This is a genomic window from Poriferisphaera sp. WC338, from assembly GCF_050931845.1.
Classification (GTDB): Bacteria; Planctomycetota; Phycisphaerae; order Phycisphaerales; family Phycisphaeraceae; genus Poriferisphaera.
Genome location: NZ_CP194516.1, coordinates 789,221 through 801,991, shown reverse-complemented (window position 1 = coordinate 801,991; position 12,771 = coordinate 789,221). Strand labels below are relative to the sequence as shown.

General features: G+C 49.2%; 9 protein-coding genes. 5 read left to right on the top strand and 4 right to left on the bottom strand.

All coding sequences use genetic code 11. From position 1 onward, the window contains the following. Window positions 1-54 precede the first annotated feature (54 nt). Together ACQ6WK_RS03245 and ACQ6WK_RS03240 are read left to right on the top strand one after the other, a co-directional pair. Complete coding sequence (locus ACQ6WK_RS03245; protein ID WP_432799310.1) at window positions 55-636, top strand: type II secretion system protein; 582 nt, start codon at window positions 55-57, stop codon at window positions 634-636. 24 nt (window positions 637-660) lie between these two features. After that, a complete protein-coding gene (locus ACQ6WK_RS03240) occupies window positions 661-1,299 on the top strand; it encodes a hypothetical protein (protein ID WP_432799309.1) in 639 nt (212 codons plus the stop codon). A 94-nt stretch (window positions 1,300-1,393) separates the two neighbouring features. On the opposite strand, the gene mgtE is transcribed toward ACQ6WK_RS03240, so the two are convergent. Together mgtE and dnaK are read right to left on the bottom strand one after the other, a co-directional pair. Beyond that, window positions 1,394-2,827 carry a magnesium transporter gene (gene mgtE, locus ACQ6WK_RS03235; protein WP_432799308.1) on the bottom strand — a complete coding sequence of 478 codons (1,434 nt, stop codon included), beginning with the start codon at window positions 2,825-2,827 and terminating at the stop codon, window positions 1,394-1,396. Window positions 2,828-2,982: 155 nt separating this feature from the next. Then, window positions 2,983-4,914 carry a molecular chaperone DnaK gene (dnaK, locus tag ACQ6WK_RS03230; protein ID WP_432799307.1) on the bottom strand — a complete coding sequence of 644 codons (1,932 nt, stop codon included), beginning with the start codon at window positions 4,912-4,914 and terminating at the stop codon, window positions 2,983-2,985. 833 nt (window positions 4,915-5,747) lie between these two features. Between dnaK and ACQ6WK_RS03225 the strand changes: the two genes are divergently transcribed. Further along, window positions 5,748-6,158 carry an HU family DNA-binding protein gene (locus ACQ6WK_RS03225; protein WP_432799306.1) on the top strand — a complete coding sequence of 137 codons (411 nt, stop codon included), beginning with the start codon at window positions 5,748-5,750 and terminating at the stop codon, window positions 6,156-6,158. 292 nt (window positions 6,159-6,450) lie between these two features. Here the strand turns inward: ACQ6WK_RS03225 and ACQ6WK_RS03220 are convergent, their stop codons facing one another. After that, window positions 6,451-8,157: a hypothetical protein gene (locus tag ACQ6WK_RS03220; RefSeq protein WP_432799305.1), complete on the bottom strand. Its 1,707-nt coding sequence runs from the start codon at window positions 8,155-8,157 to the stop codon at window positions 6,451-6,453. Between the two features lie 255 nt (window positions 8,158-8,412). Between ACQ6WK_RS03220 and ACQ6WK_RS03215 the strand changes: the two genes are divergently transcribed. Next, the gene (locus ACQ6WK_RS03215) at window positions 8,413-9,549 is read left to right on the top strand and encodes a hypothetical protein (protein WP_432799304.1); all 1,137 of its coding nucleotides are present in this window, start codon (window positions 8,413-8,415) and stop codon (window positions 9,547-9,549) included. 140 nt (window positions 9,550-9,689) lie between these two features. After that, window positions 9,690-10,286, top strand: a complete 597-nt coding sequence (locus tag ACQ6WK_RS03210) for a hypothetical protein (protein ID WP_432799303.1) — start codon at window positions 9,690-9,692, stop codon at window positions 10,284-10,286. An 89-nt stretch (window positions 10,287-10,375) separates the two neighbouring features. Here the strand turns inward: ACQ6WK_RS03210 and ACQ6WK_RS03205 are convergent, their stop codons facing one another. Continuing rightward, window positions 10,376-12,742 (bottom strand): beta-L-arabinofuranosidase domain-containing protein, encoded by a 2,367-nt coding sequence (locus ACQ6WK_RS03205; RefSeq protein ID WP_432799302.1) that lies wholly within the window; start codon window positions 12,740-12,742, stop codon window positions 10,376-10,378. Window positions 12,743-12,771 lie beyond the last annotated feature (29 nt).

Genomic DNA, 12,771 nt, shown 5'->3' with positions numbered 1-12,771 from the left:
ATCGCACCATCGAATATATCTACGACATTGATACAACCTCACCGAGATATGGACATGGCAAAACATAAAACAATACAATCCCAAACCCCCGCGTTTACACTTATTGAACTGCTAGTTGTCATTAGTATCATCGCACTGCTGATTGGTCTCCTTTTGCCAGCACTCAAGAACGCGCATATTGCCGCCCAGCGTGTGCAATGCCTTTCTAATCTTCGTCAGCAAGGTCTCGCGTTACAAACCTATGTCCAAGACTGGGACGATGAGCACCCGCCAGTCTCCACCTTCCCTGTCAGCTCCCTCGACCCCTCCTTGATGGATGTCCTCAAACCATATATCGATAGCAAGCTTGTCTGGGAATGTCCTTCCGATGATTCCGACAACTTTCCCTCCTTCGGTACCTCCTATGAATACTACCTCGGCTATTACCTCCTCTTTGCCGGTACTCCCGCTCAACAAAAGCAACTCGATACGTTCTTCAAACAATCCCCATCCCTCGTTTTCGTCAACATTGATGCCGAAGACAACCATACCAAAGGTCCATCTGGTGTCCGGCGTAACGCGCTCTACCTAGACGGACACGCTGACTGGTTCATCCTCGACGATCTCTCCAGCATCCCGGGTGTCCCCGGCAGTTAACACAATCAAAAAGGCGAATACAACATGCCACAGCAAAAACAAACCAAACAAAGGTCGCGACGCAAAACGATCGTCCTTCTCGTCCTCGCTGCTTTAATGCTCTCCTATGGCTCGTATCTCATCCATGATCACTATGCCGCCATCCCCCCTGATCCCCTCACTGCAAACAATGACGATATTCTCGGTTTTCTTGTCTCGAAACACTTTGCCAACCTCCCTCAATCAGAACGTCAAAAATACATCCTCGCCATGGCCAAACGTTACTATGAATTGTCACCCGAACAACGTGAAGTAGCCGAACAATATTTTCACAAAATGAACGAAAACAATCCTGATCAAATGAAGGAACGCATGATCATGGTTTGGAAAGATTTCGCAGTTCGGGAAGCCAGCCTTTATACACAACTTCCCGAAGAACAGCGTATGCCTTGGCTCAAGAAGCGTATCCAATTTTGGCGTTCAATGGGTGGTCTCAAGGCTGCTCCTGGACCGCTCGAACGTGACAAACGCCGTAAACAACTTAATGATCCATTAACCCCTGAAAAACAAGTCAAAATCGTCAGTTTCTTCCAGAAAGAAGTCATGCCTCGCACCTCTGCTCGTGACCGCGCCATTGTCACTATCATGGCCAAAGACGCCGTCAAGCTTCTGGACAAACCTTAATCTAGCCCTACCCACCACAATGAAGCGAATACGATTCATCTTGCATCGTATCGCTTCACCCCACAATACCCCGTCTTAATGGCGGGGTTTTTATTCATACGCCCAACATCATCCGCGCAGTCAAGAAATAGATCAGCAACCCTGTAATATCCACCACCGTTGTCAATGCGGGACTCGCAACAACCGCTGGATCTAACTTTGCCTTAGCCGCAAGCATCGGCAGCATCGCTCCGATCATCGTCGCACTCACCGCCTGCATCCCAAGTGCTAACGAAATCACCACACCAATCTGCCAAAAGCTAAAGCCCATCGGTAAAACTGCACTATGTGATAAAAACAATACCTTCCCAAAACTGAGTACCATCAATACCACCGCCATCATCACCGACACACGGAACTCTTTCCAAAACACGCGCAGCATACCCCACCAATCCGCCTTTACTTCACCAAGCGCCATCGCCCGAATCACCACTGTCGCGCTCTGGCTTCCCGTGTTACCTCCTGTATCGGTAATCATTGGCATATATAACGCTAGGATCACCAACGTCGCCAACGTCCCTTCAAAATGATGGATCACCACACCAGACACGAGTTCAAGAGCCGCAAGTGCCACGATCCAATACACTCGCTTATTAAAATGCTGAACCGACCCTGTCTTCAAATAGGTCGATAGTTCATGCCCACCCCCAATCGCCATGAATTTTTCCATATCCTCCGTTTGCTCCTGCCGCATCACATCCATCGCATCGTCATACGTCACAATCCCCACAAGCATGCCCGCATCATCCACCACAGGAAGCGCTATTAGGTCATATTTCTCAATCAGTCCTACCGTTTCTTCCTGATCCGTTTTTAGATTCACACTGATCACATCCCCCTTCATCAATTCATCTATTCGCTGATTAGGCCTCCCCAGAATCAAATCCTTAAGCGCCACAAATCCTATCAGCTTCCGTGCCTCGTCTACCACATAGACATAATAAATCGTCTCCTTATCCGGCGCCTCCTCTCGCAACTTCTCGATGGCATCCCCTGCCGTCATGCTCGGCCGAACCATCGCATAATCACTACTCATGATCGCGCCGCTCGTCCCACGTTCATATGTCGCCAGCCGACGTATATCTTCTCGGTCTGCCCGCGCAACCAGCGGCAACAACCGCTCTCTCACCTTCGCATCTAGCCGCTGCACCAAATCCACACGGTCATCATGATCCATCGCTTCAAGTAATTTCGCCATCATCTGACGATGTGCCCCGCTCGCCAATCTTACCTGTAATTCAACATCAAAATAGCCAAACACATCTGCCGCATCCTCACCATCCAATACCCCTAGCACATACCACACCTGCCGCTCATCCATCCACGAAAGTTTTTCTGCCACCTCTGCCTCATGCGCCCCGGAAAACATCGCGCGCACACCATCTACATCACCCTGTTCAATCAAATCTCCACAATCATCAAATCGCCCAAACCCTTCACCCATAAGCATCACCACCCAAAAACCCAAATCGGTTCCCCTACCCCACATCGACTTGATCCAGACTCCCCATCACGACCAGTAATCTGCTAACCAATCACATACAACTACCAATGTCTTTATGTTTAATGCATAGAAAAACCCACGCACCAAATAATAGGTACGTGGGCTTGATTTCTTCCAATAAAATCAGCTTAATTCTGCGATCAATCCTTCACTTCAAAGTCCGCATCAATCACGTCCTCGTCAGCACCGCCGGAAGCACCACCTGCGTCACCACCAGCAGCCGCACCCGCTGCGCCTGCTGTAGCACTCGCTGCATCAGCGCCCGGCTGGCCACCAGATGCTTCATAGACCGCTTTGCCAAGCTCCTGAGCATCCTTATTAAGCTGTTCAAGTGCAGCCTTGATCGCATCAACATCGTCGCCCTTCACCTTGTCTTCAAGGTTGCTGATCGATGATTCAATCTTACCGCGGATCTCAGCACTGACCTTCTCACCATGCTCTTCAAGCTGCTTCTTCATCTGGAACACGATGGAATCTGCTTGGTTTCGCGTATCGACAAGCTCACGCTTCTTCTTATCATCAGCCGCATGCGCTTCTGCATCTGCCTTCATCTTTTCAACTTCGTCATCACTCAAACCACTCGAACCTTGAATCTCAATATTCTGTGTCTTACCAGTACCCTTATCAGTTGCAGCAACATTCAGGATACCGTTCGCATCAATCGAAAACTCAACTTCGATCTGTGGCATACCTCTCGGTGCCGGTGCAATCCCCGCTAAGTTAAAACGTCCAAGCGTTCTGTTGTCCGCTGCAAACTCGCGTTCACCTTGCAACACATGGATCGTAACTTCTGTCTGATTGTCCGCCGCCGTCGAGTAAACTTCCTTCTTACTCGTCGGGATCGTCGTGTTCTTCGGAATCAGTGGTGACATCACACTACCCATGGTTTCAATACCAAGTGTCAGTGGCGTCACGTCCAGAAGCAACACATCCTTCACTTCGCCTTGCAACACACCACCCTGAATCGCCGCACCAAGGGCCACAACCTCATCAGGGTTCACCGTTTTGTTCGGTTCTCTCTTAAAGATCTCCTGAGCAATCTCTTGAACCTTCGGCATGCGTGTTGATCCACCTACCAACACCACCTCATTCACATCACTCGGCGACAACTTCGCATCCTTAAGTGCCTGCAAAACTGGTGGCGAAATCCGCTCAAACAAACTCGCCGCAACCTGCTCATACTTCGCTCTTGTAATGGTCAACTGCAAGTGCTTAGGTCCTTCATTCGTCGCAGTAATAAACGGCAAGTTCACCGTCGTTTCCTGCATCGTCGAAAGCTCACACTTTGCCTTCTCCGCGGCTTCCTTCAATCGCTGCAAAGCCATCGCATCATCGCGAAGATCGATCCCTTCCTGCTTCTTGAATTCATCCGCAAGATAATCAATCAAGCACTGGTCCCAGTCATCACCACCCAAGTGCGTGTCGCCATTCGTGCTCAGCACTTCAAACACGCCGTCACCCACATCGAGGATCGAGATGTCAAATGTACCGCCACCAAGGTCGAACACAGCAACTTTCTCATTGTTCTTTTTATCAAGGCCATACGCCAACGCCGCCGCTGTCGGCTCGTTGATAATGCGATCAACCTTCAAACCTGCGATCTCACCAGCTTCCTTCGTCGCCTGACGCTGCGAGTCATTAAAATACGCTGGCACCGTGATCACAGCCTGATCGACTGACTCACCAAGATAATCCTCAGCCGTCTTCTTCAAGTTTTGCAGCACCATCGCACTGATTTCTTGTGGTGTGTACTCTTTGTCACCCACCTTTACCTTCACCAATTCATCCTCGCCGCCCGTCACACCGTAAGGCACGATCTTCTCTTCGCTGTGCACTTCACTATGACGACGCCCCATGAATCGCTTGATCGAATAAACTGTGTTCGTCGGATTCGTCACCTGCTGGTGCTTCGCAGGCTGCCCGACCAAACGCTCACCCTTATCCGTAAATGCTACGATCGACGGTGTCGTCCGGTTACCCGAACTATTAATCAAAACCTTCGGCGAGCCGCCTTCCATCACGGCCACCACTGAGTTCGTGGTTCCAAGGTCAATGCCAATTGTCTTAGCCATATCAATTACCTCATTTCATATATTCATCTGTTACACATGCCGCCCACAGTCCCCAGAAACACCTGTGCTCCCGTGACGCGGTTCTTGGGAGGAAATCAGCATATTGCAGCAAATCGTCCTCACCGAACAGACCCGCACACAGGCCTGCTCACCTATCATTACCGCAAGCCACGTGCCAACCTTTACCTCACACAAAAACCCCACCCACGACCCACAATCGCCCTTCTCCACCGCCATAATCTGCCATCACATCTCACCAACCCCCTTTTCCTGCCAATTTGGCTGCCTACCTCCAGTTGCTAATCCCTATTCCCCGTATGCTAAATACTGGGCATATATACTCCACATTTATCCCCTCATCGTCCCCTCCCACCGTCCCCTTCTGTTACCTATCACCACATAAACACCAATCAATTCCTGCCACAAACAACCTCTGCCAAAAAAAGATCGATCATCTCCTCACTCAAGTTGTCTATCCAAAACCGCTCGATTGCATGATACAAGCACTCTGTTTTTCCCACAGATAAAGATATCCACAAACATCTGACGTCAAAAACCCCTTATTTCCAAGAACTTTTTACCACGCTTTTTTGTCGAAATGTAAAAAACACTGGTTTTTCAGAGCTAAAACACCCCTATTTCACCCCAAAAACTCAAAAACCCTAAAAATACAGTAAAAAAATGCACTTTCTTCAAAATAACACGTTGAAAATTGCAGACATATAGACCAGAATTGCGATATACCTCGCAAACCTACTGTTTTTACAGGGTTTTTCGAGATCAATGTTTGTCACGGAAGAAGTTTACACCTGATATTCCGCAAGGAGAGCACCATGGCTAAAAAGAAAGCTACCAAGAAAAAAGCTGCGAAGAAGAAAGTTGCAAAGAAAAAAGTAGTCCGTAAGAAGGCCGCTGCGAAGAAGGCTCCTGCTGTTCGCGCTGGCGCCACCCCGCCAACCAAGAGCGAACTGTTTGCTACCATCGCTGATCGCACTGAACTTTCCAAGAAAGACGTCGCAAACGTCTTCGAATCCATGCAAGCCATCGTCGGCGCCAACCTCAAGAAGCATGGCCAGTTCACCATGCCGGGCATGGCCAAGATGGTCGTCAAGAAGAAACCAGCCACCAAGGCACGCAAGGGTATCAACCCCTTCACTGGTGAAGAAATGATGTTTAAGGCGAAGCCAGCCTCCAAGCAGGTCAAAATTCGTCCACTCAAGAACCTCAAGGAAATGGTCAGCTAAGACCCTCCTTTCGGTACCTCAGCAAGTCATCCAGTCTCCCACACATTAACCTTGTGTAACATGACGACTTGGCCTGCTAAATGCATTCTTTATGAATGCACATGCGGCATGACATTGACCATGCCGCAACCGCCCTAGGAAACTCAAGTTTCCTCAATGGGTTAACACCGTGACAAACCTCAAACCTCTGGTCGCCCGATGACCAGAGGTTTCTTTATGCACCTATCTTTCGTGAATTCACTTGGAATCTACTTCATGTGTTTCCAACTCATATCCACCGCAACAAACACACCTACTCCACTGGCCCAACCGTCGCCATCACACTTTCACGCACCTGCTTTGCCATCTGGTGCACCTTGCTCGATTCGTTCGGCTCAAGCACCATGATCCGCTTCGCGGTCACGCCCGCCTGATTCAATTTTCCCATCTTCATCTGCCGCACCATCCGTACCACCAGCGACGGCACATGCTCCGGCTCATAAGCCAGCACCAACTCCGCTACGTCATACACCCGCTCCGGATGCTTTGATTCCAATTCATACGCCACCAAATACTTTCCAACATTCACTTTGTTTTTCCCGCTCACCTTCCCCATCAACCCAGGCAATACCGCATCCGCTTCCTTCTGATGCCCCCCAGCACGCAATAGCTTCGCAATAAAATAATAATCCTGCGGCTCCGGCCCATCGCGCTGCTCCTTGATCCGCAACATCGCCATCACCGCATCATCATACCGCCCCTCGTCACGCGCCTTCATCATCACATCAAAATACCCACGTGCGGTATTCTCTCGTGAATCATATTTTTCATACGCCGCAAGCCGCTTATAAATCCCTGGCTCAACATCTCCCACGCCCCCCAACACATCCTCACCACTCACCCGCTCGCCGCCACTCCGCACCAACATCCGATCAATCATCTCCTTTACCGCGCCTTCGCCCTTTTCTTTCACCACCCGCCGCATCTCTTCGGTTGCATACCCATACCGCGCCAATTCCAATTCCTTCTGCGCTTCTAAACCCGTCTCAATCTGATATCCCTTGCCCTCCCACCGGCCAAGCCCCACATGCACTTTCGCAAATTTTTTCATCGCATCATCCCAACCACTCACAAACTCATCCGCTTTTTCATCACCAAACTGCTCCCGCAACACAATCTCCGTGATCGCATTCGCCGCACCATCACTAAACCAGCGAAACCTTGGATCCTTCGGCTTCAATCGCCCCGCAAGAATCGTGCCCTCTACCAGTTCATGCACCGCCAACCCTGTCATATCTAATCCCTCACCACGCGTCAGCGGATTCAATGACCTATCCAACATTGAATCCAAGCCACCCCTTAGCGCCCCTTCCTTTGCTTCATTCACCGGCCGCACAGGCAACACCGCCACCAAATCTCCATCCCTTATCTCCGCCCCTCCTTTATGGCTTTTTCCATACTCAATATTCACCGCTACCTGGCCCGTTTTTTCATCGTACACATGCCCTTTGATCTTCCCACCCTTCGCCAAAAACGCTCGCACTTTTTCCTGTGGCAAGAAATACACCACAACCTCACCATCAACAACACTCACTACGCCACGTTGCCCAATAAACTTTCCAAAAAATCTCCCCGCATTGCCCGCCCACATCTTCTTCGCAAAATTGCCGCCCCCCACAAGCTCATCAATCCGCGCCGCCACCTTCTCCATCTTCCCCTGCAGCGCCGCTGCATCTTCTTGTGCTTGCCGCATCTGTTCATTCACCGCCACTGCAAACTTGCCGATGTCTCGCGATTGCTTCCCATACGCTTCCTTGTCATAGAACACCGTCACGCGCCCCGAAGTCATCTCGCCAAGCTCAACCTCCATCCCCCCAAGTGCCGCATGCTTCTGAAGCTGCTCCACCGCCTGCATCTTCGCTGACGAATCGTCCTGCGCATTCACCACACCCACCATCACAAACAGCAGCATCACAACCAAACCACAACAACACTGTCTCAGCATCTCACCCTTAGTCATTGATTGCTCCTCATTTCGTAGTTCGACCATCCCCAGCTTACATACCGCAAGGCCATACTTTTCCAATCCTCCACCTCACATTATCCTTTATCAACCATCCACGGCCTGTTACGATAATATCCCCACCCGACTGTCATCGCATCGCCAACATGATGCCTGACATCTACCTCTGCAAAACAGCTTTTCCAGCCGTTTCCCTCCAACTCGGCGAACGTACTAGCCGTTTTATACGAATCAATAGAAATGGTATCACACTTGCCTACCCAACCCGACGATCATCCCAAAACTGCCTTATGGCCATCCCTCGCCAAATATGCTCGCAGTCTCTGCGTGATCGCAACCGTACTCCACCTCGCCGCCTGTAGCTCCCCACCAAAACAAAACAATCTGCCTCGTGAAGACGTCACTCTCCGAGACATCCACGATCCTGCCACCCCCCGTCATCTCCCCACCGTTTTGGATGTTCAACCCGATCGTCTAAAAACAGCTGTTATCGCGCGCTACCATCTCCCGCTCTACCGATCGCTTGATCACATCTGGTCACAAACGAACCAATCTGCCATCCCGTCCGTCCCGCGCGCTATGTGGGCGGCTAATGGTCTGCGCGTCAGCATCATCTCCGAACACGAGCTTAACGACTTCATCGACGCACTCCCTACACCTCTTGGCTCGTTCCAAACCGCACTCTCCGCCACGGAATACCCGACGCCAATCCGAACCTCGCCTCGTCTTCGCAAACCCGTCGTCATTGATCTCACCACACCTCCCTATGCTATTAATGAAACCCGCGCTAAAGGTGGCCGCCTCCAACTCCTCGCCAAACTCGTTCATGATGGAGACAGCAATTCACTTCAGCTTACGCCACACCATTACAAGACGAAGTCAATCCTCCGCAGACAAGTCGATGCCGTCCGCGCCGGCCAACCCGGCATGCCTTCACCACTGCAATCCGCACTTGAAGGTGACATCTATAAACAGCTTGCCGTAAATATTGATCTCCCCGAAGACAAGCTGTTGATCATTGGCTTGTACTGGCCGTGGGAATCACAAATCAAAAAAGCCAAAGACCTCGCTGCACTTAAAGCATACGAACGCAAGATGCGTCACGCAGAACAACGCCACAAACAACAGGCCGCGGGCAAATCCTCTACCAAAGTATCATCCGCACAAGACATCAATCCTAACGACATCGACCCCGGCCCTATTACATCACAAGCTGACCTCCCCCCTGATGTCACACCACCAAACTTGCAGAACAATCTAGGCCGTGCTTTGTTCACTGGAAACTACACCAAAGTTCCGATCCAAACTATTCTCATCGTTGGTCTGCGTGACGCAAACCCATCCGTCAATACGCAATATCAATCCTCCGCCTCTGAGGCTGGTAAATGAGAACTTTTACACATTATCTCTCTTGTTGTCGCATATATAGAATATTGATGTCCTTTGGTGGCGAGTCTCCACGAAGCCATTAAACTGCTCACAGTTCTATTCTATCATTCTTGTTTTTATTAGAGAGAAAGATCCTCATCATGATTCAAGCAGTATGCCTGCCTGTTGTCGCTGCGCTCACATTTGCCGCAGCTCATACCCATGCCGCACCCACCGTCATCACCTCCGCCAGCAACGTCAACCTTGCCGTCGGTATTAACGACATCAACATCAACGGCACTACCTACACCGCAACCTTTCACAACGCCTCAACATTCAATGATATCTGGAACCATAACACCGACGACGATTTCAATGATGTCGGCGAATTTACACCTACCTTCCTCGGTAACAGCGCCGGTGCGATTAGCGCCGCCAATCAAATCATCGCCGCACTCGACACCACATACAGCATCTTCGGCAACAGCAACTCTGATAGCTTCATGATCCCCTTCCAAGTTTTCACTCTAAACAACAACTTCAATGAGTTTCGCGCATTCGGCGATATGACCACCGCACAAGGCTCAGATGCCGTCTCATCACACATCGGATCCGTCTCATTCTCATACCCCGCTGCAACACAAGCCAAAAGCTTCGTTACATTCTCAGCCAAAAGCATCCCTGAACCCACATCACTCGTACTCTTTTCACTTACAACTCTCCCTTTCCTTACCCGCCGCAAGACCGCAAATATCTAACCGACAAGTTAGACTGCCAACTAAACCAAACAAAAAATACCAATGCATTTCACATAGGTGTTTTTTCAATGTAGATATAGTTATTTCTTCTACTTCACAAGACGCAGATCATACAGAGCCCCTGCCAGACCGCCGTGAATGGATTGAATTTTCACCGTAATCTGTTGCTTGCCTTCAAACAACGTCTCCGGAATTCGATACTCAACATCAAAAAATTCTTCCGGTTTATCCTGCATCAACTTCTGCGTACCAATCCTTTGATCATCCACAAAAATTTCAAACTCACGATGCCCCGATTCACTACCCCAGTACGTACACAGCAAAGAAACTGGCATCCCTCGATGATAATCCGCAACATCAAACGTATATGAGAACCACCCATCAACACCAGCATGCCGCCAGAAATGCTGATCAAAACGACCGCTTTCCGAAAAATGCCCTTTAAATCCATGCATTGATTCGGAATACGAGTCACCAATGTATACTTGGTCTAATGTTCGACTATCTAACTCAGGTCGTACTAGCCGATTATTATGTACCTTGCTACGATCCTCAATCATCCACACCTGTGACGATTTCCCACGATGCAGCCTTCGGTAGTTTGGAATACCTGTCAGCCTACCATCCGATGATACCAATGTCATCACACCCCCAAGAAACTGCTGATTCCATACCACATCAAAATCAACATCGCGACTGATCTCTTCGTGCAACATCTCTGGCTTCGCCTGATCAATCTCTTCAAAGTTATAAACAATCGGGCCACGCTGAAACGCAACACGTCCACGATTCTCCTTCACTTTTTCGATGCTATAAATACGCTGAACCTTCATCGGTAACACAAGCTTAATCACATCTCCCGACTCCCATCGCCTTGTCAAACTAAGATAACCTTTCTTCGATTGCATATGCTGTTCTTGGCTATTGACATAAACACGGCAGCCGCCGCCGGCCGGAACCATTTGATATATACGGCTCTCTTCACGATCTGGCACACGTAACTTCACAGTAAAACGGGATGACCCCCTCATACGCATTACAATATCAATTTCCCCATTCCAAGGGTATGCGGTTCTCTGTTTGACCTTCAACGTGCTACCACCAATTCGAATCTCATGGCTCTCTCCTGCCACATATTGATGAACATACAGCGTGTCATTCTCAACCTGATAAACCTGATTCAATAAATACCCAAAAATAGTCCGCGGCACATTCCCAACACAACATGGGCATACATGCCATGAGTAACGTGGCGCACTTGAATCTAATGGGTTCTGGTAGTAAAAGTTTCTCCCTTCAGCATCAATCGCACCCAGCACAACATTATAATTCACACGCTCAAGCACATCCTGATAGTGTCCATCACGATGGATCTTTGACATACGGTCTGCCCAGAAAATCATCCCGCTTCCCGCACATGACTCACAATAACTGCTGTTAGGTAAATCATAATCCCCTGAAAAAGCTTCACCCTCATATAAAGCTCCAACCCCCCCCGTGAGATAGTACTTACGATTCACCGTCCGATCCCAGAGTCGATCAGAGGCCGCCAAATATGCACGGTCGCCCTTCAGCTCCGCAATGTCTGCCATCGCTGTATACAAATAAACTGCTCGAACCGCATGGCCTACCGGCTCATCAAAATCAATCACGGGCATGTGCGTCAAATGATACTCAGTTTTATAATTGCCATTATGTCGATTATCCAAAAGGTGTTTCGCAAGCGTAACATACTTACTACCCCTGCCATCCCCTTCAACCTCATTAACCAAACGCCCCAAACGGCATAACGCATAACCAATGCCAGGGTGCCCATGAATCCAAAGCTTATCTGCGTCTGGCCCAATTGCTGAATACAAATAATCCGCGCACTTCTTCACCGCGTCATACATTCGACGATCAGATTCGCCAAATGTTTTGTAGTGCTCGATCCCTGCCTCGATAAAATAACCCATGTTATACAGTTCATGTGAATCTTTATCATAAAATCTCGCCAATCCTGTCAACGTATGATAAGACTGAATATATCCATCTTCACACTGCGCTTTCAGGATTATGTCGGTCCAAGCGTGAATCTTACTTCTCAGATAGTCTTGCGCGTTCCCAAAAGACGGATCGCCTGAAGCATCAAACCTTAAAGCCATACACATGGATTCATAAATGTTGTATAAAAATGCGTCTGCACCTTGATACTGATCAAAAGGAACCCTTACCATCGCCCCATGGCTTTGAATCATCTTCCCTGCATTAATCAGATTGGCCAGATCTTCACTCGCACCACCGATCTCTACCTGCTTAATGCAATGCGGCAACCAATTTTCAACCAGCATCTTGATATGTTGTTTCCAAAACCCATCAATCCGCACAGCATCTTGTTCCTCTTTCGTTTGATGCCCTGCATATGAAAACGAAGAGAAAAATAGCAGCCCGCAAAAAAGCGGAATGGATACCTTCATGCTAAAACACACCATAGAAAACCTTTACT

Bases quoted from the DNA above. Each gene is read 5' to 3' on its own strand.
- ACQ6WK_RS03245 (WP_432799310.1), top strand. From the start codon at position 55: ATGGCAAAACATAAAACAATACAATCCCAAACCCCCGCGTTTACACTT.
- ACQ6WK_RS03240 (WP_432799309.1), top strand. From the start codon at position 661: ATGCCACAGCAAAAACAAACCAAACAAAGGTCGCGACGCAAAACGATC.
- mgtE (WP_432799308.1), bottom strand. From the start codon at position 2,827: ATGTGGGGTAGGGGAACCGATTTGGGTTTTTGGGTGGTGATGCTTATG.
- dnaK (WP_432799307.1), bottom strand. From the start codon at position 4,914: ATGGCTAAGACAATTGGCATTGACCTTGGAACCACGAACTCAGTGGTG.
- ACQ6WK_RS03225 (WP_432799306.1), top strand. From the start codon at position 5,748: ATGGCTAAAAAGAAAGCTACCAAGAAAAAAGCTGCGAAGAAGAAAGTT.
- ACQ6WK_RS03220 (WP_432799305.1), bottom strand. From the start codon at position 8,157: ATGACTAAGGGTGAGATGCTGAGACAGTGTTGTTGTGGTTTGGTTGTG.
- ACQ6WK_RS03210 (WP_432799303.1), top strand. From the start codon at position 9,690: ATGATTCAAGCAGTATGCCTGCCTGTTGTCGCTGCGCTCACATTTGCC.
- ACQ6WK_RS03205 (WP_432799302.1), bottom strand. From the start codon at position 12,742: ATGAAGGTATCCATTCCGCTTTTTTGCGGGCTGCTATTTTTCTCTTCG.